Here is a 25957-nt window from a genome sequence, read left to right on the forward strand (position 1 = left end):
GAGAGATTATATTTTCAGCCGTTCAACTATGCGGCCATTCTGCAAGTGTTCGGAGACGATCTCGTCGATATCAGTCTTGTCGACATAGGTGTACCAGACATCATCGGGATACACCACTATTACCGGCCCCTCCGAACATCGATCGAGACAGCCGGATGAATTGATACGCACCTTTCCTTGTCCATTCATCTTCAGTTTCTTGATGCAATCTTTTGCATATCCGCGCACACCTTCCGCGTCGTGCTGATTGCAGCATTGGCTTCCGTCTTTGCGCTGATTCACACAAAAAAATACGTGGTGCTTGTAGTAGCCCATCATCGTTTCCAAAAAGGGGAAGTCAACATTATCTATTGGGATTCGCGGTGTTTCACGAAAATCCATGCCGCCAGCAGAAATGCAAGGAGTGGCCAGATTTCGTGGATCCAGCGCGTCAGGCTGGCAAAACTGATCAAGTGTCCATGCGGCCAGTTGAGCAATCGCATTGTTTCATCGAAGGCACCGTAAATGCTCGTCATCTTCGCCATCAGTCCGCCGGCGAAAATGAATAGCGTCGCGCAAAAAGCCCGCCATCGATAGCCCAGGCGTGAAAAATAGGCGAAAAGTAACAATCCACCACTGAGTCCGATCACCGTGGCCGGCGCCAGCCAACCTACCATTTGCGGCGCTTTCAACATCAACGATGCGGTGGACACCTTGGTAAACAAGCCCAGCGCAAGAATCAGCACCACGTTCAGGATCACGCGTTTGCCGGGCTGAAGCCATAACGACAGGAAGAGCGCAAATCCACATACATTCAGGGTAATCCCCACGGCCTGTGGCAACAGTATCAGTGGATCATATGGCGTCTGCGCGGTTGCCACGTCGAATGGATTTGCAATGTGACCTGCTTCAAAAAATGGGATGACCGGATTCAATTGTGCAAAAAACCACGCCCCGAGCAGCAGCAGGCCCCAACTGCATGCGTCACCTCGCGCAAAGTGACGATACCGCCAGCGCAAGACCCTGGCCAATTGCGCCCGCCCCCATCGGCTGACCAGAATGCTGGCACCCATAAATGTACCGGCGGCATTGGCGATGAGATCCAGCGGTGATGCCACGCGTACGGGCAACATCGTCTGCAGGCTCTCCATCGTGGCCGATAACACAAACCCCGCAAGGACGGTCCATGCCAGGACCCTGAGGGGTTCATCGGTTCGGTCACGCCAGCGCGGTGTACGCATTTGCATCGCCGCGAGCATGCCGCCAAAGGGCAGATAGGCAAGTACATTCAGCGCCACGTCGAACCCGTTCAGGTAACGTGGCCATACAAACAGGCCGAACGACTCTGGTGTTCGCCAGCCGAAAAAGGGATTCAGGCTGGCATAGATGATGGCCATCGTGTATACGGCCAACGCTCCGCGGCCGACCCGGTTCCCGGCGTTGGCTATCGAGGGTTCTGTGGCGGATACATTGCCAATGATCGGTGACGACATGTTGAAATTGTCGCCCAATTCTCGGTTGCCGGGCGGAAGTTTAGCGGTGGCTATGCCGTGATTAAGCCGTGGTCAAGCGATCACCAAGCGTCTGCTGGTTTCAGCTCGCGCAGATAGCGCTCGGCGTTCGCGACGTAATGTTGCGATATCCAGCGGATCATTTTTACTTCATCGTCCTGAAGCTGGCGGATGACCCGGCCCGGCGAACCGAGCACCAATGAACGATCGGGGATCACTTTGCCTTCGGGAACCAGGGAATTCGCGCCGATCAGGCATTCGCGGCCAATGACGGCGCGATTCAGCACGACGGCTTTGATGCCGATGAGCGAGCCTTCTTTCACCGTACAGCCATGCAACATCGCCAAATGGCCGACGCTCACGTCATTTTCCAGCAGCAGCGGTACGCCTTCATCCGAGTGCAATACCGAACCATCCTGGATGTTGACGTTTTCACCCAGTGTGATGCGGTCGTTATCACCGCGAATTACCACGCTCCACCAGACGCTGGTATTTTTGCCCAGCACCACGTTTCCCACCACCGCCGCATTGGCGGCGATGTAATTGTTGCCCTGGAGTTGCGGCGTGAAGGCGCCAAGAGAATAAATCATGTTTTCCTCAAACAATAACGAATCTGGTACTTCGTTGCGGACCGCGCTAGCCTTAGCCAGAGAATTGACATCTCACCTGGCATATCAAAAATAGGAATATGTAAACGCAAGCACTGGCGCGCCTCTTCAGGCATTTATCGCCTGTAAAGCCCGCCGATGCTAGAGTTTCACCTTTTATTGAATATTTCTGCTACCGGCCCTGCCCGCGATTCGCACTTGCGCCGCGAATCAACGTGCCAACACCTTCGCTGGTCAGCACCTCCAGCAGCAATGCATGTGGTACACGACCATCGATGATATGTGCCGTCTTCACGCCATTCTTCACGGCATCGAGCGCGCAATCCACTTTCGGCAACATTCCGCCGGAAATGGTGCCATCCGCAATGAGTTCGGCCACCTTGGCCGCCGTCAGGCCGGTGAGGATCTTGCCTTTTTTGTCCAGCACACCCGCGGTGTTGGTAAGCAGGATGAGTTTTTCGGCCTGCAATGCGATCGCTATTTTGCCCGCGACAATATCGGCATTGATGTTGTATGCCGTCCCCTTCTCGTCAACGCCGAGCGGGGCAATAACCGGAATGAAATCTTCGGTATCGAGCAGGTCGATGATGCCGGTATCGATCTTCACGACCTCGCCAACAAGGCCAAGGTCAATTTTCTTGCGCTTGTCTTCCTTCGATGGAATGGTCATCTTGCGGGCGTGGATGAAGTTGCCGTCCTTGCCCGTCAGGCCGACCGCCTTGCCGCCCGCCTTGTTGATGAGGGTAACGATTTCCTGATTGACCAGTCCACCCAGCACCATTTCCACGACGTCGAGCGTTTCGTCGTCAGTGACACGCATTCCCTGAATGAATTGTCCCTGCTTGCCGATTTTCTCGAGGATACGGTTGATCTGCGGCCCGCCGCCGTGTACCACGACCGGGTTCATGCCAATCAGTTTCAGGAGCGTGATGTCTTCGGCGAAATCTTCCTGCAACGATGTCTCCGTCATCGCGTTGCCACCGTACTTGATGACGATGTTTTTATCCCAGAAACGCTGGATATACGGCAGCGCCTCGACCAGTACGTCAGCTTTCTGTGCGGCCGACAACCGCGGATGCGCGATCGCCGCGGCCGCGTGCGCGACGGCCTTCCTGGCCGCAGCGGGAGGCTTCGATTCCTTGGGGGTTTTGGCCGCCGATTTGGCAACGGATTTTTTGGGCATGATGTGGAGGCTCCTTGGGAAAATGTGGAGAAGTTTTTCTTAATGAATCTAGCGAACTTCGGTACGGGCTTCACGCGATAGCAGGCGCTTGACGGTTTCGCGCGGGTTGGCGTTTTCAAACAATACCGCATTCACGGCAGCGGTGATCGGCATGTCGACTTGATGCGACACCGCAAGCTTCAGCGCGGTCTGCGCGGAGTTCACGCCCTCGGCGACATGGCCGAGTTCGGCGAGAATGACATCGAGCGTCTTGCCTTCCGCGAGTTTGATGCCCACCGTGCGATTGCGTGAAAGATCGCCGGTCGCCGTGAGTACAAGGTCGCCCAGCCCGGTCAGCCCCATGAAGGTTTCCGCCTTGCCGCCCATTGCCACACCGAGTCGCACCATCTCGGCAAGTCCGCGCGTGATAAGCGCGGCGCGCGCATTCGTCCCAAGTTTCATCCCGTCACAAATGCCGGCCGCAATCGCCATCACATTCTTGAGCGCACCGCCCAGTTCAACACCTATCAGGTCATCGCTCGAGTAAATTCGCAACGCCGGGCCATTCAGTTCTGCTGCCATGCTTTGCGCAAAGGCGAAATCATTCGCGGCCAGCGTCAGCGCACACGGCAGGCCCCGGGCGACTTCCAACGCGAAACTTGGGCCGCTTAGCGCGCCATACAGGGTACCCGGCGGCATCAGTTCGGCGACGATCTCATGGGGAAGTTTTCCGCTCGCCCTGTCAAAACCCTTGCATGCCCACAGAATCGGTGCATGGGCGGGTTTCGCGAGAGTCAATACTTCTGTCAGGCTACCCGTGGGAGTGACAATCAGGACGAGATCCACGCCCGATAACGCCGCCGCCAATTGTGGGACGATATTCAGAGTTTCGGGTAGCGCCACATCGGGGAGATAGCGGCGATTGCGGCGTTCACGCGCGAGCACCTCCAACTGCGCGGGATCACGGCCCCAAAGCGATACGGCATGCCGGCCGGAAAATGAAATGGCCAATGCCGTACCCCACGCGCCAGCCCCCAGCACAGCAATCTTCACCGCACGCGCACCACGTCAGCCGCCCCAGACTTGAACGCTGCGCACAAACCCACTCTGGCCATCGCGATGACGGACGGGTATCCAGCCATCGGCAGCGGGGCCGGTCAATTCCAGCAGAACGCTGCGTTGCGCTTCAAATACCACTAACGCAGCGAGGGAAGGTTTCGCGCGAATTTCGGCGGATTTTGCCGTGACCTGCACGTAGCGCCTGTCGCCGAGCGCCCCATTTTCCACCCAGCCAATGGCGCCGTCCGCATCGCGGACCTTGGTCCATTTATCCAGTTTGACGAGTACTTCCAGCGGATAGTGGCGCGACAGCACGAATATCTTGTCGGCTTTATTGGAGAGACCGTCATAGAGGATCGCAGGCTTGTCCCCAATGGCGATATAGAGCGCGGCAGCCGTGGCTGCCACTGGCGGCGGCATGACGGGCGCCTGGGCAAACATCTCCGTTGGTACCAAACAAAACGCCGCCAAGCATGTGGCGGCGCTTCGAATTGTCATGAATGTGCTCATGACGATATTGTGCATCAATTGCAGCGAATCAGCCTGATACGCGGGCCGAATTTGTCAACCTAGTGCGTAACGGCAGGCGCAACGGCAGGCGTCGCCGGGGCTCCGGCGGCTTGCTGCGCCTCGTGCTGTTTTTGCGCCTGATAGAGCGCTTCAAAATTCACCGGGTTCAGCAATACGGGCGGGAAACCGGCGCGTACGATGGCATCAGACACCGTCTCACGAACATACGGGTACAGGATGTTCGGATTGCCAATTCCGAGAATCGGATCAAGGTCGGAATCCGGCACATTGCGAATCGCGAAAATGCCGGCCTGATTGGCTTCGACCAGGAACATGGTTTTTTCGCCTATCTTTGCGGTAACCGTCAGCGTCAGTTCGGTCTGGAACACGCCTTCATCGACTTTCATCGAAGTATGGTGAAGTTGCACATCGACGTTCGGCGCTTCACGCTCCAGGAAAATCTGCGGCGCATTGGGAATTTCCAGCGACAGGTCTTTAACGTATATTTTTTCGATGGAATAAACGGGCTGGTTCTGTTCGGTTGCGTCAGTCATCTCTTTTCCTTGGTAAGTTTTCTTCTAACTGGTAACGGGTGATTCAAGAAACTATGCGGCCAACAAAGGGACGAGGCCGCCTGCCCGGTCCAGCGCTGACAGGTCATCAAAACCGCCCACATGTTTTTCGCCAATGTAAATCTGTGGCACGGTACGGCGGCCGGTCTTCTCCATCATTTCATCGCGCTTCACCGGATCGAGGTCAATGCGAATTTTCTCGATGTCCGTCACGCCTTTCGATGCAAGCAATCGCTCGGCCATCTGGCAGTACGGGCACACCCCTGTCGAGTACATGGTGACTTTGGCCATGGTAGTTATTTTTCGACCGGCAGGCTGGCCTGCTGCCATGCACCGAAGCCACCGGCAAGTTGATAGACGTCCGCAAATCCGCGCTGCTTCAGGAGGCGCGCCGCCGAACCCGAGCGATTGGTGGTTCGGCAGGTAACAATTACCGGCTTGTCTTTGAACTTGTTGATCTCGTCCAGGCGCTTATCGATTTCCGCGAGCGGAATATTCTTCGATTTGGGGATGCGTCCCCCGTTAAACTCACTATTGTCCCGAACATCAAGTACCAGCGCATTGCCGGTGTTCATGAGGCGCGTTGCTTCCAATGTACCGATTTCCCGTGAGCCGCCCATCATTTTGCCGATTGTCGGCCAGACCAGCATCACGCCACTCAGGATGAATAGCAGCACCAGCATGATATTTTGTGAAATGAATTCGTACATGAACCGCAATTCTGAAAGTGGCGAAGATTGTGAACGGCGGCGCAGGAAATGGCGCCGCATAAAGCGTTCGTCGAAAACCTGATATTTTACCAACAAGTTGTCGCAAAATCCCCGTTTTTCCGCAATTTCCACCCAGCGAAGAAATGCGGGATAAATTCCTTGAAATCAACCCCTAAGCACTTATCCCATGAAAAAACTCGTTTTGATGCGCCACGGCGAAAGCGCCTGGAATCTGGACAACCGCTTCACCGGCTGGACAGATATTGATTTGACTGAAAAAGGTATTCAAGAGGCCATCCATGCAGGGCGGCTGCTCAAACAGGAACGGCTGGACTTTGATCTGGCCTACACCTCTCTGTTGACTCGCGCCATCCGCACGCTATGGATCGCACAGGAGGAGCTCGACCGGCGCTGGATCCCGGTGGTCAAGCATTGGCGTCTCAACGAGCGGCACTATGGAGCCCTGCAGGGCCTCAACAAAGCCGAAACCGCCGCCAAGTTTGGTGAACAACAAGTTCTTGCCTGGCGGCGAAGCTACGATGTTCCACCTCCGGCCTTGTCCACTGACGACGACCGCCATCCCTCAAAAGACTTGCGATATGCATCGCTGCTGCCGGAAGAATTACCATTGACCGAATGCCTCAAGGATACGGTTAACCGCGTCGTGCCCTATTGGCAAATGGAAATTGCGCCGCAGATTCGCGCCGGCCGGAATGTCATCGTCGCGGCGCATGGGAACAGTCTGCGCGCACTCATCAAGCACCTCGATCATGTTTCGGACGAACAAATTGTGGGACTCAATATTCCGACGGCGGTGCCGCTCGTGTATGAGCTGACCGACGAACTCAAACCGATGCGCAGTTACTACCTGGGAGATCAGGCAGAAGTTGCGAAAGCACAGGCGGCCGTGGCCGCCCAGGGGCGCGCGTCAGGTGTGGCAGGCAAAACTTGAGCGTCATCGGCATGTCGGGATGAATATTTCCCGCCGCCGGAATGGCTGATATCAAACCAATCGACGTGCAGCAGGGCAATGTTTCGATCCGGAAGATCGGGGCGACCCTTGCGTTTGCGCTCGCCTTTGTATCCGGCGTCGCGCAAGCAGACAAGCAGCAGGAACTGCGACAACTGCGTGAACGCATCCAAAAGCTCCAAAGCGATCTCGTCAAAAGCGAAGAATCGCGTTCCGAAGCGGCGGACGCACTAAAAACCTCGGAAAAAGCAATCAGCGAGGTAAATCGAAATCTGGTGGCGTTGGGCCTCGAGCAAGCACAGATTTCGCAAAGCCTGGCAGACCTGAATCGGCGCATCGAGGGCATACGCGCGGATGCGGCACAGCAACAGGAGTTGCTTGATCGCATGGTTCGTCACCAGTACATGCATGGCAACACCGACGGACTTCGCCTTCTGCTTGAGGGCAAGGATGTCTCGGAGGTCGAGCGGCAGATGCACTATTTCGGCTATGTCTCAAAAATGCGTGCGGTGCTGATCGGCCGGCTGAGAAAAAGCGCCGCCAGCCTGGCAGAGCTTGAGCTTGCGACCCGTCAGAAGCAGCAAGATCTGGCGGCCAACGCAAACGAACAGCGGAAGGCCCGCGGCACACTGCAGGCTGAACGCCTGGCAAGGCAAAAGATGTTTGTACGTATCAAGGCAGACATATCCAAGGGACGCCGCGAGATCGGGCGCCTTAAACGGGATGAAGATCGCTTGGGCAAGTTGATCGAACAACTGGCCAAAGCTATTGCCAGGAATCGCGAGGAACGACGGAACGACGGCAAGCCGGGCGGCATTCCGCGCAAAGGTGAGGCCGTTGAAAACGTGGCCGATGGCTCATTCGCAGGGCGCGCCTTTCAGACATTGAAGGGCAAATTAAAGTTGCCGGTGCGAGGGGAACTTCGGGGACGCTTTGGCAGCCCAAGGGAGGATGGCGGCGTAACATGGAAAGGTCTGTTCATCAAGGCTGATAACGGGCATGCCGTGCATGCCGTCGCCGATGGGCAGGTGGTGTACGCGGATTGGCTGCGGGGATTTGGCAATTTGCTGATTGTCGATCACGGCAGTGGCTACATGAGTTTGTATGGCAACAACGAAAGCCTGCTGAAAAATGTCGGTGATGCGACGCAAAGCGGTGAAACCGTCGCGTCCGTCGGCTCTTCGGGCGGCGCTTTGGAATCGGGTGTATATTTTGAATTACGCCATGAAGGCAAGCCATTTGACCCGATGAGGTGGGTCGGAAAATAGGCGGTGCCGTGCGTTTTTCGTTGGCAAGCATGTAAACCATTGAGGTCAGGATGAGCAACACGTTGAGCAATCGTATGAAAGCGGCGGGACTGGTCGGCATGGGTGGTATTGCCGGGGTGCTGCTCAGCCTCAATTTTTCGGCCGTGGCCGAGCGGCAAAGCACGACGCTAAACCTGCCTATCGAGGAAGTTCGCATGCTGTCGGAGGTGTTCGGACGCATCAAGAGCGACTACGTTGAAGCGGTGGACGACAAGCGGCTGATCAAGGAAGCCATCAACGGCATGTTGACGGGCCTGGATCCGCATTCGGCGTTTCTTGATGCAGACGCCTACAAAGAAATGCAAACCACCACTACCGGCACGTTCGGTGGCCTTGGTATCGAAGTGGGCGTGGAAGATGGTTTTGTCAAGGTCATTTCACCCATTGATGATACCCCTGCATATCGGGCGGGAATCAAATCCGGTGACTTCATCATTAAAGTCGATGAGACCAGTTTGCGAGGGCTTTCATTGACGGAGGCGGTCAAGCGCATGCGCGGCGAGGCTGGAACCGAAGCCGTCCTGACAATCCTGCGTCGCGGCGAAGCCAAGGAATTGGTGTTCAACGTCAAGCGAGCCAAGATTGAAATTCAGAGCGTACGTTCGCGCACTCTGGACCCCGGATATGCAGTAATTCGCCTTACCCAATTTGAAGAGGCAACCGGTGAAAAACTGGTCCGCGCAGTCAATGATGTGTACAAACAAAATGGTGGCAGCCTCAAGGGTCTGATACTTGATTTGCGCAACGATCCGGGTGGATTGCTCAATGCCGCCGTTGCGGTGTCCGCCGCTTTCCTGCCAAAGGACGCACTAGTGGTGTACACCGACGGTCGTGTTGAGGACGCAAAGATGCGACTGCATGCGCGCAAGGAAAATTATCTGCGTAATGCGAGTCGCGAGGACTATCTTGCAAAGCTGCCATTGTCCATCAAGAATGTACCGCTGATCGTGCTCGTGAACAACGGTACGGCGTCAGCGTCGGAAATCGTTGCGGGTGCGCTGCAGGATCACAAGCGCGCGAGCGTGATGGGTTCGCAAACTTTCGGCAAAGGCTCAGTCCAGACGATTCTGCCTCTGGGGAACAATAGTGCAATCAAGCTGACGACGGCGCGGTACTACACGCCCAATGGCCGTTCAATACAGGCCAAGGGTATTGCGCCAGACGTTGCCGTGGATGATGGGTCGCAGCGTATGTCCATGCGAGAAGCCGATCTTGAGCGTCACTTGGTGGGTGACGACGAAAAGAAAGCAGCTGACGCGTTGAAAACAAAGTTGGAAAAGCTAAACATGCCACCGGACATTGTTCCGCCGGACAAGAACCTGAAGAACATGCCAATCAGCGGCCTTCCTGGCGCGGACGGCAAAACAGCCGGCGCGAGTGTCAATGCCGCTGTTATAAAGGGCTCAAAATCTTCGGCCCCAGAGGCTGAACAGAAGCCGGTTGAATACACCGCGCTAAATGGCAGCGATGGAAAGCCAATCGACTTTGTCCTTCAGCAGGCACTCAATCAATTGAAGGGGCTGCCAGTTGCGTCGAGTCCGCGTGCACTCGTCGCCAACGCAGGCAATGCGGTGACGAAGGCCGTGCCAAAGGCAATCGAACCCAAGAAGTGATCATGCCGTGGCGCTGCTGTCGCCGCCTTCTGTGGGGACACGAGGTGAGGTGGTGCCTTTGAACGACAATGACCTCCTGCGGTACAGCCGACATATCCTGCTAAACGAGTTCGGCGTGGAAGGGCAGCAGAAGCTGGCGGAATCCCGCGCGCTGGTCATTGGTGCTGGTGGCTTGGGCTCGGCAGCGCTGCTATATCTCGCATCGGCAGGCGTAGCGCATATCAGCATCGCCGATGGCGACATCGTGGACCTCACCAATTTGCAGCGCCAGATCATCCATCGTGAGGAGACGATCGGTCAGAATAAGGCCAAGTCTGCGGCAGCTGGCATCAAGGCAATTAACTCGGAAATCGCTGTCGAAGTGATTCCGGAAAGGCTGACTGGCAACACGCTGGAACAGCACGTGGCGGGGGCGCATGTGGTGCTTGACTGCTCGGATAACTTTGCGACACGACATGCCATCAATCAAGCCTGCGTTCGGCACCGAAAGCCGCTGGTTTCAGGTGCAGCCATTCGATTCGATGGACAAATCACCAGCTTCGATCTGCGCATGGAAAATAGCCCTTGTTACCATTGCCTTTTCCCGGATCAAACGAATGCAGAACACGAACGTTGTGCCACCATGGGTGTCTTCGCGCCGTTGGTCGGCATCATCGGCACGATGCAGGCAGCAGAAGCAATTCGCCTCGTAGCAAACATTGGAGAATCGTTAATGGGCCGGTTACTCATGCTCGACGCGCGCACGATGACCTGGCAATCCGTAAATTTCAAACGTGATGTGGAATGCGTGGTTTGTTCGCCCGCACAGACCGCGTCCAGCAAGGAGCATGAATATGCAACGACGTGAGCGCCTGATGCCTGCAGCAATGGCTGTGATTGGCGCCATATTACTGGCAGTTGCCACACAGGGACATGCGCAGGCTTTGTGGAAATATACCGATAAGGACGGAAAAGTTACCTATTCCGACAAGGCGCCCAAGAAAGGCGAGACTGCGCAGTTAGTGAATAGCGACCCGTCCGCAAACATCATGGATGCGCCAAAAAATGCGCCGCAAGGTGTATTGCAGAAGTCGCCCGAGATGAAATCCCGCGACAGTGAGCGCGAGATTCAGCGCAACGCGCTACGGGAAGCGCTTGATGCCGCCAAGGTTGAACTCGAGGCGGCCAAAGCCACGTTGGAAGAAGGGCGTGCGCCATTGCAGGACGAGGTGCAGATCGTTGTCGGCCGTGGGCAGAACGGTGCGGCAACGGGTGCCAATGCCGTCAGTCGCAAACCGGCGTATTACGCTAGAATTTCTGTGCTGGAAGAGGCCGTAAAGAAGGCAGAGGATAAAGTTGAGACCGCCGAGCGAGACTATCGGCGCTCCCCCTGAAAAGCTTAAGAACTCGAGAGCTCAACTTCCGATAGCGCCCAGCGCGGTCTGATATTAAACGAGGAAGGTTGGCGGCCAAGTAATCCCGGATCCGCCTGAATGTGCAGCGCCGCGGCAAACGCAATCATCGCGCCATTATCCGTACACAAGTCGAGCGGAGGATAAAACACCGTTGCCCCTCGCTGCGCGGCCTGCCGACTTAGATGCTCCCGCAAGCGCCGATTCGCACCTACTCCGCCGGAGACGACCAGCCGCGACATGCCAGTTGATTTCAATGCGGAAAGAGATTTTGCCACCAGGACATCGACTGCGGCCGCTTGGAATCCAGCGGCGATATCAGCGCGGCATCGATCATCAAGGTTGGCACTCTTCGCGAGTTTTGCTTTCAGTGTCAATACCGCGGTCTTAAGTCCACTGAAGCTGAAATCAAGGTCGCCGCTGGTAAGCATCGGACGTGGCAATTTGTATCGGCCTGCATCCCCTGACTCGGCCAGTTTGCTCAAGGCAGGCCCACCGGGATAGCTCAGCCCCAGCAACGAGGCGGTTTTGTCGAACGCCTCGCCGGCCGCATCGTCGACGGTTTCTCCAAGCAAGCGATACCTGCCGACACCTTCCACCGCCATCAATTGGGTGTGCCCGCCTGATACCAACAGTGCGACGAACGGAAAATCCGGCCGCGGTTTGGTCAACAAAGGTGACAAAAGATGGCCCTCTAGATGGTGAACGTGTATCACCGGCCTTTGTAGCGCCGCCCCCAGTCCGGCGGCCAAACTGGCGCCAACCAACAGTGCCCCACCCAACCCTGGACCCTGTGTGACAGCGATCGCACCAATGTCATTAAGTGAGCGCCCGCTCTCATTAAGCGCAATTTGAATTAGCGGGATTAACCGCTGGATATGATCGCGCGACGCTAACTCTGGTACGACTCCGCCATACGCGGCGTGCATCTCGACTTGGGAGTACAACTGATGCGCCAATAGGCCCGCGTCACTATCGTAGAGCGCGACGCCGGTTTCATCACACGATGTTTCCAGACCGAGGATCAGCATTGAGGGCACTAGAGTAGGCGAAGCGAAGATCGACGCACTTGGCAAAAAGTGCCTAAGTCGTTATTATATTGGGCTCTCCGTCCTGCGGAGGGCAGTTTTACAACTTCAGACCCACAATTCCTCAGGGATTGGCTGGGCATAACTAGAAAGGTAATTTGAATGTTAGTTCGATTGAAAGAAAATGAGCCGTTCGATGTGGCGTTGCGCCGCTTCAAGCGTGCCATTGAAAAGACCGGTCTGCTGACGGAGCTTCGTGCCCGTGAGTTCTATGAAAAGCCTACCGCTGAGCGCAAGCGCAAGCATGCCGCCGCCGTGAAGCGCCGTTTCAAGCGGCTGCGCAGCCAAATGCTGCCGCCGAAGCTGTACTAATCAGCCCGGACGTTTAGAATTATTTCAAGGCAGGTGACAAACGTCCCCTGCCTTTTTTCCTTTCTGGAGATATCAAATGACATTGCGCGAAAAAATCACGGAAGACATGAAGGCTGCAATGAAAGCGCGCGAATCTGAAAAACTGGGGGCAATTCGTTTGCTGCAAGCGGCGCTCAAACAGAAAGAGGTCGATGAACGCATTGAGCTGACCGATGATCTGGTGCTGGCGATCATCGAGAAAATGCTGAAACAACGCAAGGATTCGATTGAACAATACACGGCAGGCAATCGCCTAGATCTCGTCGCCAGGGAAGAATTCGAAGTCAACGTCTTGTCGGCTTACATGCCAGCACAGCTATCGGATGCCGACGTGGATGCCATTCTGACCGGCGTAATTGCCGAAACCGGCGCAACATCCGCCAAGGATATGGGCAAGGTCATGAATGCGTTACGGCCTAAAGTCGCCGGACGCGCGGACATGGGCCGGCTTTCCGGGTTGGTTAAAGCGCGGCTTGGATGATTGCCGTGCTTTCGCGTTGCAACGGGCCCCGCGCTGCGGGGCTTTGTTTTTGCGTGAGCCGTATAATCAATAGGCCATGATTCCGCAGGATTTTATCCAACAATTGCTCGCCCGCGTCGATATTGTCGACGTGATAGACAAACACGTGAAGCTCAAGAAGGCCGGTCAGAACTATTCTGCCTGCTGCCCGTTTCACAACGAAAAAACCCCGAGCTTTTCGGTGTCACCCACCAAACAGTTCTATCACTGCTTCGGATGCGGCGTGCATGGCACCGCCATATCGTTCCTGATGGAGTACTCCGGGATGGGCTTTCGCGATGCCGTTCAGGAGCTTTCGGAAAACGTCGGCATGACTTTGCCTGTGGAGGCAAATCGGGAAGAATCCCTTGAGCGCGCCAAGGAAGCGGCGAGTCTCGGCGAAGTGATGCTCGCAGCGATGAACTTCTACCGTCGCGAGTTGAAACGTACCCCGAAAGCCATCGATTACTTTAAAAGTCGCGGCGTTTCGGGAGAAATTGCCGCCAAATTTGGCCTTGGCTATTCACCAGACGATTGGCAGGGACTGAAAGGAGCCGTCGAGGATTACACCGCCTCGGCATTGAATGAATGCGGCCTCGTTATCGATAACGATGAGGGCAAGCGGTACGACCGCTTTCGTGATCGCGTCATGTTTCCGATTCTGGACGCGCGCGGAAATGTCATTGGATTCGGCGGTCGTGTCATCGGGCAGGGTGAACCGAAATATCTGAATTCGCCGGAGACGCCGCTGTTTGAAAAGGGTCGTGAACTGTATGGACTGTTTCAGGCGCGGCGGGCGATTCGGGATTCCCAAACCGCGATTATCGTTGAGGGCTACATGGATGTCGTGGCCCTTGCCCAGGCTGGCGTCGAAAACGCCGTGGCGACCTTGGGCACGGCGACGACGCCGACCCACGTGCAAAAGTTGTTGCGGATGGCGGATAACCTCGTGTTCAGTTTTGACGGCGACAAGGCAGGTCGCAAGGCCGCGTGGCGGGCATTGGAACAGTCATTGCCTGTGCTCGCGGATGGCAAGGACGTGCGTTTCCTGTTTCTTCCCGCCGAGGACGACCCGGATACCTTTGTTCGACGCTTGGGCAAAGAGGCGTTCCTTGCGGAACTGAAGATTGCCAAGCCGCTATCTGCGTACCTGTTCGATGAGCTTTCGTCGCAAGTCGATCTCGACAATGAAGAAGGCCGCTCCCGTTTCCTCACCTACGTCAAACCACTCATTTCGCAAATCACCGCTCCGGCAATGGCAATGATGCTGCAACGAAAACTGGCGGACCTGATCGGACTAGGCTTGGTTGAAATACAACGTTTGATTCCAATTGCATCGGCCAATGCCCCGCAATCCACCGCCGAGCATCGGGAAGCGACATCAAAACAGTCCGGCAACGCGCCAGATCGGCCAAAGGGTGAACGCGGATTCTCACGCAACAGATTTCGCGGCCCCGAGCCGGGCGCCCCGGTTCCGCGGCGCAAATCCTCTCCCGCCGGGCTGGCTGCGCAGATCATTGCCAGAATTCTTCTGAAGCCCGGGTTGGCCGGCCGCTTTGACATTACGGTTGCCGATGATGATCCATCCGTGGTTGGTGTTGCGTCGCGTGTCGCCGCCTTTGTGCGCGATCATGATTTCGAGGTAACCCAGGCGCAGGTTATCGAGCATTTTCGCGGTTCCGCGGATGAGAGTGAACTGGAGCGAGCCGCGTGTCACCCTTTGCTCACGGACATGGAAACCGCGCACCCGGATTTTGATCTTGACGCAGAGTTTGACGAGGCCTTGGCGCGCCTTCGCGATGAAGCGATTGCCGCACAGAAAAAAAGCGAAACCCTGCGTCGTGCGCGAGACATGGGGTTGAGTTAACTTCGCTTAGCCAAGCGCAGGCCGGTAACAGGCCACCACCGGGTGTCCGCCCCCTTGAATTACCGGTCTTCCGGCCCCAAGTACCTGAACGGCTTTCGAAAAAAGCCGGATTCGGTTAAAATGTACGGTTCCCTGTTCAACAACAACGCGCGGTGAGCATTTTTCGCGCGCAAGCATTGTTCGGGGTACCCCTTTCAGAATCTGCAATTTTCCTCACTAGCCGCTCATTCAAGCGACGGATCAAACGACATGGCCCGCAAACCCAAAACCGCTCGCGACAGCGACGAGTCCCCAGTCACCAGCTTCAAAGCCGCTCGCGATGCGAAGGTTCCTGTTGACGTTGAAGCGCAAAAAACCCGCCTGAAGAGCCTGATCATGCTCGGCAAGGAACGGGGATTTCTGACATATGCCGAAATCAATGACCACCTCCCCGACGTGGTGGACGCCGAACAAATTGAGTCGATCACCTCGACCTTCAATGACATGGGCATCCAGGTTTACGACGTCGCACCCGATGCCGAAACGTTGCTGCTCAACGAGGCGGCTCCCGCTGCTGCCGACGATGACGACGCCGAAGAGGAAGCCGCGCAAGCGCTCTCATCCGTCGATTCCGAGTTTGGCCGTACCACTGACCCCGTCCGTATGTACATGCGCGAAATGGGATCGGTGGAATTGTTGACACGCGAGGGCGAGATTGAAATCGCCAAGCGTATCGAAGACGGCTTGAAGCACATGATCTATGCGATTTCGTCCTGTCCGACGACAATCGAGGAAATTCTTGCATTGGCCGACAAGGTCGAGCGCGACGAGTTGCGTATTGACGAAGTCATCGATGGTCTGGTGGATCCGAATGAGGACCAGGTATCCGAAGCGGAATTGTCAGACGAGGATCTCGAAGACGAGGAAATCGAAGAAGAAGAAGAGGACGAAGACGGCTCAATCGCCGCCGCGAATCTGGAGCAACTGAAACAGGATTCGCTGGCTCGCTTCAACTCGATCCGCAAACTGCACAAGAAGATGCGCAAGGCGCTGGCCGACAAGGGGCATCGCTCGCGCGCCTACAAGGATTTGCAGGAAGAAATTTCCGCCGAACTTATGCAGATCCGTTTCTCAGCCAAGCAGGTTGAAAGCCTTTGCAACGGCCTGCGCGGACTGGTCGATACCATTCGCCGCAGCGAACGCCATATTCAGGAGTTGTGCGTCAAAAATTCCGGGATGCCGCGCCCGCACTTCATCAAATCCTTTCCGGGCAACGAAACCAATGTGAAGTGGATCGCCGATGAAATTGCCCATGGCAAGGGCTATGGCGCTGCCTTGGCAAAATTCAAACCGTCGATTGTCGAAAGGCAGGAAGCGCTGATCAGCCTGCAAAAGGAAGTTGGCATTCCGGTCAAGGAATTGAAGGAAATTGCGCGCCAGATGAGTACCGGCGAAGCCAAGGCACGTCGCGCCAAGCGCGAAATGATCGAGGCCAACTTGCGCCTCGTGATCTCGATTGCCAAGAAATACACCAATCGTGGATTGCAGTTCCTCGACCTGATACAGGAAGGCAATATCGGCCTGATGAAAGCGGTGGATAAATTCGAATATCGCCGCGGCTACAAATTCTCGACGTACGCCACTTGGTGGATCCGTCAGGCGATCACTCGGTCCATTGCCGATCAGGCGCGCACCATTCGAATCCCGGTGCACATGATCGAGACCATCAACAAGATGAACCGCATTTCTCGTCAAATCCTCCAGGAAACAGGGCTTGAGCCCGACCCGGCAACCTTGGCAAAGAAGATGGAGATGCCGGAAGACAAGATCCGCAAGATCCTAAAAATCAGCAAAGAGCCGATTTCAATGGAGACGCCGATCGGCGACGACGACGATTCGCATCTGGGCGATTTCATCGAGGATATGCAGACACTGGCACCTGATGATTCCGCTCAATACACCTCGCTGCGCGATGTGACCAAGGATGTGCTGGATTCGTTGACGCCACGCGAGGCAAAAGTGCTGCGTATGCGCTTCGGCATCGAAATGAACACCGATCACACCCTTGAGGAAGTCGGCAAACAGTTTGATGTCACACGCGAACGCATTCGCCAGATTGAAGCCAAGGCGTTGCGCAAGTTGCGTCATCCTTCGCGTTCGGAGAAGCTCAAGAGCTTTCTTGAGACCGATAGCTGATCGCGAAATTTGTCTTGTTGCCACGAAAACGGCCGGTATTACCGGCCGTTTTTTTCATGTCGTTTGATTGGCGTCAAGATACGCCTGACGGCGAGGCCTATTCTGGAATTACCAATTGGCGAGGTGAATTCATGTTCAAGAACATTCTGGTACCGACCGATGGCTCAAAATTGTCAATGAAAGCGGTCGACAAAGCCATCGCATTTGCAAAGGAAATAGGCGCCACACTGACCGTGCTGACCGTCATTCCGCCTTATCCGGTAACGCCCGCGGGCGATGGATACGTGCTGGAACCGATAACAGGTGATGCATGGGACAAGGTAATGAAAGACCGTGCCGACAAGATTCTGGCGGCGGCAGAAAAGCGCGCCAAAGCCAAGGAGTTTTCGGTACAGCTACTGTTCGTCCGAAGCGGACTGACCTACGATGGCATCATTGCAGCAGCAAAAAAACGCAAATGCGATCTCATTGTCATGGCATCGCACGGGCGCCGCGGCTTGTCCGCGCTGTTGCTGGGCAGCGAAACCACCAAGGTACTGACTCACTCGAGCATCCCTGTCCTCGTGTGCCGTTGACGGACCGGCACGCAAGCGGGATACATATCGCTACGCGCCACCCATTTGTCTTTTTGCCGCCGACCTCGATTCGATCGTCGGTTCAGGTGCCGACGAGGCGTAACGCAACGCGATTGTTGCTGTTGGGGTCATCGCTTTCCACGGCGACGAAGCCGAGCTGATCAACCAAGCGCAGCATGCCCACGTTGCCCGCCAAGACCGAGCCTTGCATCGCCTCGAAGCCGGCTTCGCGCGCGCAGCGAACCAGAGACTTCATGAGCGCCATGCCCAAACCGCGCCCCTGCCAGGCATCGGCGATGGCAACCGCGAACTCCACGCTGACGTGATCCGGATTGGGAAAATACCGGCTCACGCCGACGATCTCGTCGGAGCCGACGTCAATGGCAACCAGCGCCATCTCGCGGCCATAGTCCAGTTGCGTGAAACGCGCGATCATCTCGGCCGACAGCTCGGAAATCGCATGCTGGAATCGTGAATAACGCGACTCGTCCGACAGACCCGCAACGAATGCACGTTCTCGATTGGCATCGTCCGGACGAATCGGTCGCAGTAACAGTGCGGCACCATCTTTCAGGCGGATTTCGTGCTCAAGCTCAATCGGGTAGGGAAAAATGGCCATGTGCCGGTAGCGCAAATCCGTCAGTGGCGCCTTGGCATTGATGACCACACGCGCATCGACGATCGCCGCGCCAAGCGGATGTGTCAACACCGGGTTCAGGTCCATTTCCTCGATCCACGGCAACAGGCACGCCATCATCGAAGCGCCCAGCAAAATGTCGATCAATGCCACGCGATCAACCGCCGGTACATCGCGATAGCCATCAAGCAGGCTCCGCATGCGCGTCGCCTGGATCAGCGCTTCACCCAGCATGGGATTGAGCGGTGGCAGCGCCAGCGCAATATCGTTTATCTCTTCTACCGCCGTGCCGCCGGCGCCAAACGCAATCACCGGTCCAAACACGACATCACGCTTGATACCAACCAACACCTCATGCTGGTTCGGAAACTTGAGCATCGGTTGGATATTGACGCCAAGAATCCGGGACTCTGGCCGCGCCGCGCTGACCTGCTCGAGCATGTCGTCGAAAGCGTTGCCGAGCTGACGTCCATTCACCAGATTCAATCGTACGCCGCCGGCATCGGACTTGTGGGTGATATCCGGTGAGTGAATTTTCATCGCGACCGGATAGCCCATCTCTTTCGCCGCCGCGATGGCTTCTTCACGCGTCGCGGCGAGGCGGCCTTCATTGACCGGTAATCGAAACGCAGCGAGAAGCGCCTTGGCTTCCGCTTCGCTCAGCGTCGTTCGCTTCTCTTTCAACGCGCCCTCGCGAATACTCTTTGCCTTCGCAACCGCCTGTGAGACTTCATGAAAACTCATGGAAGAAAACGCGGAGACCGATTCCAGCAACATCGCCTGATGCTTGCGAAATCGGGTGAGATATGAAAACGCTTCAACCGCATTTTCGGGCGTCAGGAAGTTGGCGATATTCGCGCTATCCAGTAACGCCCGGGCCGACTGTACCGACGCGCCGCCCAGCCAGGCAGTGAACATCGGTTTCGCGTGACGCGATGCGGCGTTGATAGTGGCCGCCGCCGCATCCTCCGGCCGGGTGATACTTTGCGGGCAAAACAAGGTCAGTACCGCATCCACATTCGCGTCATCGAGTATTGCATCGGCGGCGGCGGAAAACCGCGCAGGTGTGGCATCGCCGATGATATCGACAGGATTGGATTTCGACCAATGCGGGGGTAAAACGGCGTCAAGCTTCCGGATCGTGTCGACCGAAAGCTTGGCAAGCTCAAGCTCGTTATCCGTGACGCAATCCGCCGCGACCACGCCCGGCCCGCCACCGTTGGTGATGATCGCCAAACGCGGTCCGAGCGGACGTTTGGCCGCGGACAAAATGCGCGCCGCCGCAAAAAGTTGTAACGAACTCCTGACGCGCACGACCCCGGCGCGCGCGAGCGCCGCATCGAATACCGCGTCACTGCCGGCCAATGCGCCCGTGTGGCTGGTGACCGCCTGCGTGCCGGCGGCATGACGGCCTGCCTTGAAAACGACGACAGGCTTCACACGGGAGGCCGCGCGCAGGGCGGAGAGAAATCCGCGCGCGTCGCGAATACCTTCGACGTAGAGCAAAATGCTTTTGGTCTCGACATCGTGCACAAGAAAATCAAGCAGTTCACCGAAATCCAGATCAAGCGCGCCGCCCGTGGAAATTACGCTGGAAAAACCGATTTCGATACTCGCGGCCCAATCCAGAATTGCCGTGCACACCGCGCCTGATTGCGATACCAGCGCCAGTGAACCCGCTCGCGCCGGCGCATTGGCGAACGTGGCATTCAGTCCAATCGAAGGGCGAATCACCCCCAGGCAATTCGGCCCGACCATGCGAATCCCGTAGCGCGCCAACTCCGCCTTCACCTTTGTCGAGCGAATGCGCCCTTCGTCACCGATCTCGCTGAATCCCGCTGACAACACCACGGCGTGTCGAACGCCCACAACGCCTGCGCCACGTATCAGGTCCGCCACTGTTCGGGCCGGCGTTGCGATCACGATCAGGTCCGGCACCTCTGGCAATTCCGCGAGTGTGGCATAGCACTTCTCGCCGAACACCAGCGTATGTCGAGGGTTTACAGCGAATAGAGCGCCCTTGAAAGGCCCGCGCCGCATGTTTTCGAACACGAAACGCCCCAAAGCGCCCTCACGCTCGGAAGCGCCGATGATTGCCACGGATTTCGGCGCCAACAGCGGAGTGAGGTAGTGGTTGGACATGGCGGTACTTGTTGTTTTGCGGCCATGATAGCCCGATTGCGCGATGGTTACTTCGCTATAATCTTGCCTGCTGCAACGTCACACCGGGCCGTTAGCTCAGTTGGTTAGAGCAGAGGACTCATAATCCTCTTTGAAACTCGCAAGCGATTCCGCGAGATCGAATACTGGCGCGGGGTTTGAGGTTTTCACGCAAGTGAAAACCTCGCATTTCCCCAAAACTTCCCCAAATACGCCCATGCGGTATTAAGGTCGTTTTGTGTCGCAGTGGGCCGCCGTTGGACTCTGGCTATAGAGTCCATGAAAACTAAATCAAACATCCGCCCCATCGCGGGCAAACGGGGTACCCGCTTCGAAGCGCGCGTCAGCCGCGACGGCGTATCCAAATCCAAAACCTTTGGTTCCGAGCGGGAGTCCGTTGACTGGGTACTGCAAACCAGCGCGGCCCTGGCGCGCGGCGAGTACTCGCCGAAGACCGAGGCGCATCGGATGACGCTACACCAGGCGATGTCCGGCTACAGCGCTGAATTCGCCGCCCGGAAAAAATGGCCGAGGTTGAAATGAATCGTATCAAGCGCCTTCAGCGTGAGCCATTCACGAAGAAGACCCTTGCGGAGGTCACCAGCAAGGACGTTCGCAATTTTAGGGAAGCGCGCCTGCAATCGAAGATCGGGGCAAATACCATTCGCTTGGATATGACCGTCTTTAGCCAGGTTTTTGAAAAGGCGCGAACCGAATGGGGCATGGATGGTCTGCGCAATCCGGTCCTCGATGTGAGCCGACCGCCACTGCCAGTGCCGCGCGACAAACGCATAGAGGTGGATGAGCTTGAAAAGCTCTGTGCGGCTGTCCCAGAGGATGTCGCAACCATCATTCGCTTCGGAATCGAAACGACGATTCGCCGCACGCGGCTTCTCAGTATTACCTGGCAGCAGGTGGATCGCGAAAATGGTGTCTTGACGGGGATCCTGGGTAAGCACGGAATCGTGACGTCGATTCCGCTGACGCAAGTGGCACTTTCCCTGCTCGCGACGATTGTAAAAGTGCCGGGCAAGGACAAGGTTTTCATCGCTCGCCAGACTATATTTCCACGCTTTTGAATAAGGTCAGCAAGAAGCTCGGCCTGCACTTGTGGTTTCAACTTTGTCGGCATGAGGGACGTCGCGTCTTTTCGAGAAAGGTTTACGAATTGATCAAGTGCAAGTGGTCACCCAACACCGCACGTTAGCCATGTTGGAAAGATACAACCATGCTCGCGTCCGTGACGTAAAAGCCGCCCTCGACATGGCGCACAATAATGATCCGTCAGCCAACCAAGAAAAAGACTCGCCGTAACCGTAAAAGATCACCAAAACGAGATTTATTCTATAAATATCAAATACTAACGCCTGTCCGGCTATAGATGTCACGGGATTCCCGTTTTGATATCGGAGTAAATTATGGAAAAGGTTGTTATGACAAAAGAAGAAGTCGCAAAACTGCTTTGTGTCTCGAAACGGAAAATTGAAAGGATGGTTAAGGCGAAGACGTTTATTAAACCAGCCAAGATCGGCGACCTGCCGCGTTGGCGTGTCGTGGATGTTTTGAATTGGATTGAGAATAGTTTGAAGCCCGGGGCGCAGCTGTAATCTGATGTGGTCGTCTGGAACTGGCGATCTTTACTCGTCTGGGTGGCGCTGCGTTCGTGATTTATTTGAAATTAAATGAACGCACGCCACCACTTGGCGCCTAAGAGATTATTTTGGATCAGATGCATTTTGGAACAAGGCAGAGCGTCCCGCACTGAGAACGCGGATTCCACATTGCGATGTCCCAATAGTTCAAGCGTAATGTCAGCAATTTCAACTTTTGGTATAACGAAATTACGGGAGGAATGAAGATGAAATATTTCATACAAGGATTTCTGATGGGAGCCAAGGAAACGCCAAGGGCGTATTTTGCGCCGGCCGTTGCCTTATGGCGGGTACTACTAACGACGACAGATACGCTGTGCCATGGCGCTCATGACATTCGCAAGAAATAGAGCGGCGGGCGGTCGTTTCAAATGGGGCTGTCACTGCACTGATGTCGGCAGCGTCAACCCCTTCCTCGCCTTAACTGCCGCAATGTCGGCCGCACCGATTACGCCAGAGGCGTTCAGGTCATACTTGAAATTCGCCCAAGACACAGACTGACCTGACCGGTCTTTGACACGGTTGACGTCACTCGCATCGACCGACCCTGAATCGTTGACGTCACCCACCAGCAAACCCAGTGATACAGGCGGCGGATTGAGCGAGCCATTCACATTGACGAGTGTCACCGTGACACGCTGGTTGTCGGGGAGATTGGTGAGCGTAACCAGGACTTCATTGTTCAGCGCTGTGGCTGTCGCCATGCCCATTGGTGTCACGCTAACGGTTCCCGGCGTTGTCACGATATCGATAAACTGAAATACGATCGTGTGCCCATTGCCAATTGCACGCGACTCCACCGTGACGGTGGGAGAGACGAGCGCGGTGTTGATTGGCAGATCAAAGGTTCCCGCCGTGCCATGCGTCTTACGCGAAAACACGTTACCGATGGCTACGCTGGCATTGGCGGAAGCGCTAGCGTAGTTGGCATCGCCAGCCTGCATTGCCGTGACTTCGCAGATGCCAAATCCAACAATGGTGAGTTGATTGCCGCTGACCGTACAGATACTCGCGGGACTAGCCGTGAAATATGTGAAGGTCGTCAGACCGCTGGAGGCGGTGGCGGTCAACGTGATGGGCGAGGTGCCGACAGCAACGGGTGACTCCGGCGCAAAGGTCACGGTCTGAATCGCAGGTATTTCGAGAATGAGTGCGCGATCGTGCCGTAACGTCGGGCCACTGTAACTATCCGCAAGTTGTCCATAGGTGTTATCTCCCCAGCACAAGACGCCGCCACTGACCACCGCGCAACTATGGATAAAGCCAGCAGAAATTGCCGTGACATTGCTGCCGGCGGGAATGGCCTGAACGGGTACGAGACTCGACAAATAGGTGCCATTGCCGAGCTGACCATAGTCATTCTGTCCCCAGCACTGCACTCCGCCATTGACGATGGCGCACGTGTGGGAGCCACCCGCCGATACGTCACTCACATTGCCGGTGAGCGCGGCCGCGTGCACGGGCACCAAGCTTGTCGTCGTACTGTTGTCGCCGAGTTGGCCAGAGCCGTTGTATCCCCAGCACCGGACTCCGCCGTTGACCACCGCGCAACTGTGGTCAAAACCCGCTGAGGTCGCCGAAATGTTACTGCCGACGGGAATCGTCTGCACGGGTGTAAGACTCTGCACCGTTCCGCCATTGCCAAGGTGCCCGCTGTAATTCTCGCCCCAGCACTGCAAGCCATCGTTGATCACTGCGCACACGTGCACACGTCCGACGGATACTGCAGTGACATTGCTGCCCGCAACGATCGTTTGCACGGGCAAGAGGCTTTCCGAACTGCTGTTGTTTCCAAGAAAAAGGATGCCACCCCAGCACCAAAGTCCGCCACTAACTACTGCACAACTGCCACCGCCAGCTGACACCGAGGTGGCGCCGCTGCCAGCGGCGATAGACTGGACCGGCACTAGGGTGCGCGACGTGTGGTCGATGCCAAGTTGTCCCAACCTGCCGTCACCCCAACACTGAATTCCGCCATCAACAACTGCGCAGCTATGCATCTCGCCGGTCGATGCCCCTGTAACATTGCTTCCGTCGGCAATCGTTGTCACTGGCACGCTGCTTTGTGAGGTACCGTTGTTGCCCAGCAGGCCATCGCCATTCATCTGGTTGTAGCTGCTGTTCCTTCCCCAGCACTTCACGCCACCGGCGACGGCGGCGCAACTGTGCGTCCAGCCGGCGCCCACCGACGTGATATTGTTGCCTGCGGCAATTGCAGGCATGGGAACGGCACTATTCGTTGCAGAGCCATTGCCGAATTGCCCGCTCGCATTGCTGCCCCAGCATTGCACCGAGCCATTGATCAGAACACATGTCGTTCCACCGCCTGACGTCATTGCGGCAACGTTCCCGCCGGACGGGATGGCGATTACTGGTAAGTTGCTGTTAAGCAAACTGTTGTTTCCCAGCGCTCCATTGTCAGCGCGCCCCCAGCACTTGACGCCGCCGTCTACGATAGCGCAACTGGATTGGAAGCCCGCTGCCACACCCGTGACATTACTGCCGGCAGGAATTGTTTGCACCGGTGGATCGCGGTATGACCAATCGAAATTCACGCCAAGCTGGCCCCACTGATTGGAGCCCCAGCACTTCACGCCCCCATTGACAGCGGCACAAATATGTTCTGAACCCACGGAGACGGCAAGCGCATTGCTTCCTGCCGGAATCACGAAGCCTGACGTGCGGGCACAGCGAATTCCTCCGTTGACAACTGCGCAGGGGTCGCCAAGACCCGACGACACCGCCGTGACATTGCTGCCAACGGCAATCACTTGCACTGGGGTATGCCCATCAACATTGGCCACGTTGTCGAAGAATAGGCCCGCATTAATCCCCCAACACCGCAAACCGCCGTACGCCACTGCACAACTGTTACCGTCGCCAGCGGACACGGCCGTGACCCCACTTCCAGACGCAATAGCTTGAACGGGAATGAGGCTTTGCAGGTTGGTGTTATTCCCCAGTTGTCCGTAAAGGTTGTAACCCCAGCATTGCACGCCTCCATCCACGATCGCACAACTGTGGTTATTTCCCGTGGAGATTGCTGTCACATTGCTGCCGGCTTTAATCGTTGGTACCGGTACCAAGCTTGGCGTAATACTGTTGTTACCGAGCTGGCCATTGTCATTTTTGCCCCAGCATTGCGCCCCGCCGTTGACGACCGCACAACTGTGACCGTTACCCGCGGAAATCGCGGTAACGTTGCCCGCCAGCAGATGGATGCTCAGATTGACACCTGCCGCAAGTGTCCCGGCGACCGTGTCGGTGGCGGTCACGCTCAATGCAAAGGTACCGCGATTGTCGGTATCCCACTAATCGCTATGCCGCCGTTGCCGTTGTGGCTGGCTGTCAATCCCGCAGGCAAGCCGGTGACGCCCGCGCTAGACAGCGGGTGAACCGAGCCGATCGTCAGGCTGGCTGTGTAAGCCTCACCTTTAATGCCGGGCCCCAACCGTGGCGTCACCAATTGTGGCGCGGCGTATGCCAATACGCTCAGAATAAAAAGTATTACTCCGCCGATCAGCGGCATGACGGATTTCACTTCACGCCGGATACAGTGCG

The 25957-nt window shown here is 56.3% G+C and carries 26 protein-coding genes; 13 read left to right on the forward strand and 13 right to left on the reverse strand.

Features of this window, described 5'->3' with window-relative positions:
- Positions 1-6: 6 nt before the first annotated feature.
- From IPP88_09175 to IPP88_09215, 9 genes are all read right to left on the reverse strand, one after another.
- A complete protein-coding gene (locus IPP88_09175; protein ID MBL0122885.1) occupies positions 7-315 on the reverse strand; it encodes a (2Fe-2S) ferredoxin domain-containing protein in 309 nt (102 codons plus the stop codon).
- A 32-nt stretch (positions 316-347) separates the two neighbouring features.
- Positions 348-1472 carry a VanZ family protein gene (locus IPP88_09180; protein MBL0122886.1) on the reverse strand — a complete coding sequence of 375 codons (1125 nt, stop codon included), beginning with the start codon at positions 1470-1472 and terminating at the stop codon, positions 348-350.
- A gap of 80 nt (positions 1473-1552) precedes the next feature.
- The gene (locus tag IPP88_09185) at positions 1553-2080 is read right to left on the reverse strand and encodes a gamma carbonic anhydrase family protein (GenBank protein ID MBL0122887.1); all 528 of its coding nucleotides are present in this window, start codon (positions 2078-2080) and stop codon (positions 1553-1555) included.
- Between the two features lie 190 nt (positions 2081-2270).
- Positions 2271-3281, reverse strand: coding sequence for an acetylglutamate kinase (gene argB, locus IPP88_09190; GenBank protein MBL0122888.1), 1011 nt, complete (start codon positions 3279-3281; stop codon positions 2271-2273).
- A gap of 48 nt (positions 3282-3329) precedes the next feature.
- Positions 3330-4313 carry an NAD(P)-dependent glycerol-3-phosphate dehydrogenase gene (locus IPP88_09195; protein MBL0122889.1) on the reverse strand — a complete coding sequence of 328 codons (984 nt, stop codon included), beginning with the start codon at positions 4311-4313 and terminating at the stop codon, positions 3330-3332.
- A 15-nt stretch (positions 4314-4328) separates the two neighbouring features.
- On the reverse strand, positions 4329-4817 hold the full coding sequence (locus IPP88_09200; protein MBL0122890.1) for a hypothetical protein: 489 nt from the start codon (positions 4815-4817) through the stop codon (positions 4329-4331).
- Between the two features lie 71 nt (positions 4818-4888).
- Positions 4889-5383, reverse strand: a complete 495-nt coding sequence (gene secB / locus IPP88_09205; GenBank protein MBL0122891.1) for a protein-export chaperone SecB — start codon at positions 5381-5383, stop codon at positions 4889-4891.
- Positions 5384-5434: 51 nt separating this feature from the next.
- Entirely contained in the window at positions 5435-5692 is a 258-nt protein-coding gene (gene grxC / locus IPP88_09210) for a glutaredoxin 3 (GenBank protein ID MBL0122892.1), read from the reverse strand.
- Positions 5693-5697: 5 nt separating this feature from the next.
- The gene (locus IPP88_09215; GenBank protein ID MBL0122893.1) at positions 5698-6111 is read right to left on the reverse strand and encodes a rhodanese-like domain-containing protein; all 414 of its coding nucleotides are present in this window, start codon (positions 6109-6111) and stop codon (positions 5698-5700) included.
- A 187-nt stretch (positions 6112-6298) separates the two neighbouring features.
- Between IPP88_09215 and gpmA the strand changes: the two genes are divergently transcribed.
- From gpmA to IPP88_09240, 5 genes are read left to right on the forward strand one after another with little or no spacing between them, the layout of a single operon-like run.
- Positions 6299-7063 carry a 2,3-diphosphoglycerate-dependent phosphoglycerate mutase gene (gene gpmA / locus IPP88_09220; protein ID MBL0122894.1) on the forward strand — a complete coding sequence of 255 codons (765 nt, stop codon included), beginning with the start codon at positions 6299-6301 and terminating at the stop codon, positions 7061-7063.
- A gap of 41 nt (positions 7064-7104) precedes the next feature.
- Positions 7105-8349, forward strand: coding sequence for a peptidoglycan DD-metalloendopeptidase family protein (locus tag IPP88_09225; protein MBL0122895.1), 1245 nt, complete (start codon positions 7105-7107; stop codon positions 8347-8349).
- A gap of 50 nt (positions 8350-8399) precedes the next feature.
- The gene (locus IPP88_09230) at positions 8400-10001 is read left to right on the forward strand and encodes a S41 family peptidase (protein ID MBL0122896.1); all 1602 of its coding nucleotides are present in this window, start codon (positions 8400-8402) and stop codon (positions 9999-10001) included.
- Between the two features lie 58 nt (positions 10002-10059).
- Positions 10060-10848 carry a HesA/MoeB/ThiF family protein gene (locus tag IPP88_09235; GenBank protein ID MBL0122897.1) on the forward strand — a complete coding sequence of 263 codons (789 nt, stop codon included), beginning with the start codon at positions 10060-10062 and terminating at the stop codon, positions 10846-10848.
- Positions 10829-11374, forward strand: coding sequence for a DUF4124 domain-containing protein (locus IPP88_09240; protein ID MBL0122898.1), 546 nt, complete (start codon positions 10829-10831; stop codon positions 11372-11374). Before IPP88_09235 ends, IPP88_09240 begins: the two co-directional genes overlap by 20 nt.
- A 5-nt stretch (positions 11375-11379) precedes the next feature.
- Here the strand turns inward: IPP88_09240 and tsaD are convergent, their stop codons facing one another.
- Positions 11380-12423 (reverse strand): tRNA (adenosine(37)-N6)-threonylcarbamoyltransferase complex transferase subunit TsaD, encoded by a 1044-nt coding sequence (tsaD, locus tag IPP88_09245; GenBank protein ID MBL0122899.1) that lies wholly within the window; start codon positions 12421-12423, stop codon positions 11380-11382.
- A 159-nt stretch (positions 12424-12582) separates the two neighbouring features.
- On the opposite strand from tsaD, the gene IPP88_09250 reads away from it, so the two are divergent.
- The 5 genes from IPP88_09250 to IPP88_09270 all read left to right on the forward strand — a co-directional run bounded on the left by IPP88_09250 (position 12583) and on the right by IPP88_09270 (position 17947).
- A complete protein-coding gene (locus tag IPP88_09250) occupies positions 12583-12792 on the forward strand; it encodes a 30S ribosomal protein S21 (protein ID MBL0122900.1) in 210 nt (69 codons plus the stop codon).
- 76 nt (positions 12793-12868) lie between these two features.
- Entirely contained in the window at positions 12869-13312 is a 444-nt protein-coding gene (locus tag IPP88_09255) for a GatB/YqeY domain-containing protein (protein MBL0122901.1), read from the forward strand.
- Between the two features lie 76 nt (positions 13313-13388).
- On the forward strand, positions 13389-15197 hold the full coding sequence (locus IPP88_09260; protein ID MBL0122902.1) for a DNA primase: 1809 nt from the start codon (positions 13389-13391) through the stop codon (positions 15195-15197).
- A 249-nt stretch (positions 15198-15446) separates the two neighbouring features.
- Positions 15447-17372 carry an RNA polymerase sigma factor RpoD gene (gene rpoD / locus IPP88_09265; GenBank protein MBL0122903.1) on the forward strand — a complete coding sequence of 642 codons (1926 nt, stop codon included), beginning with the start codon at positions 15447-15449 and terminating at the stop codon, positions 17370-17372.
- A 131-nt stretch (positions 17373-17503) separates the two neighbouring features.
- Positions 17504-17947, forward strand: a complete 444-nt coding sequence (locus IPP88_09270; protein ID MBL0122904.1) for a universal stress protein — start codon at positions 17504-17506, stop codon at positions 17945-17947.
- Between the two features lie 82 nt (positions 17948-18029).
- Here the strand turns inward: IPP88_09270 and IPP88_09275 are convergent, their stop codons facing one another.
- Complete coding sequence (locus IPP88_09275) at positions 18030-20726, reverse strand: bifunctional acetate--CoA ligase family protein/GNAT family N-acetyltransferase (GenBank protein ID MBL0122905.1); 2697 nt, start codon at positions 20724-20726, stop codon at positions 18030-18032.
- Positions 20727-21023: 297 nt separating this feature from the next.
- Here IPP88_09275 and IPP88_09280 point away from each other — a divergent pair, with 297 nt between their 5' ends.
- The 3 genes from IPP88_09280 to IPP88_09290 all read left to right on the forward strand — a co-directional run bounded on the left by IPP88_09280 (position 21024) and on the right by IPP88_09290 (position 22351).
- A complete protein-coding gene (locus IPP88_09280) occupies positions 21024-21287 on the forward strand; it encodes a hypothetical protein (protein ID MBL0122906.1) in 264 nt (87 codons plus the stop codon).
- Positions 21284-21823: a hypothetical protein gene (locus IPP88_09285; GenBank protein ID MBL0122907.1), complete on the forward strand. Its 540-nt coding sequence runs from the start codon at positions 21284-21286 to the stop codon at positions 21821-21823. The genes IPP88_09280 and IPP88_09285 overlap by 4 nt, the downstream gene beginning before the upstream one ends.
- A gap of 339 nt (positions 21824-22162) precedes the next feature.
- Positions 22163-22351, forward strand: coding sequence for a helix-turn-helix domain-containing protein (locus IPP88_09290; GenBank protein MBL0122908.1), 189 nt, complete (start codon positions 22163-22165; stop codon positions 22349-22351).
- Positions 22352-22776: 425 nt separating this feature from the next.
- Here the strand turns inward: IPP88_09290 and IPP88_09295 are convergent, their stop codons facing one another.
- On the reverse strand, positions 22777-25671 hold the full coding sequence (locus IPP88_09295) for a hypothetical protein (GenBank protein ID MBL0122909.1): 2895 nt from the start codon (positions 25669-25671) through the stop codon (positions 22777-22779).
- Positions 25672-25673: 2 nt separating this feature from the next.
- Positions 25674-25937, reverse strand: coding sequence for a hypothetical protein (locus IPP88_09300; protein ID MBL0122910.1), 264 nt, complete (start codon positions 25935-25937; stop codon positions 25674-25676).
- Positions 25938-25957: the final 20 nt, after the last annotated feature.

The sequence above is a fragment of the Betaproteobacteria bacterium genome (assembly GCA_016720925.1).
Classification (GTDB): domain Bacteria; phylum Pseudomonadota; class Gammaproteobacteria; order Burkholderiales; family Usitatibacteraceae; genus UKL13-2.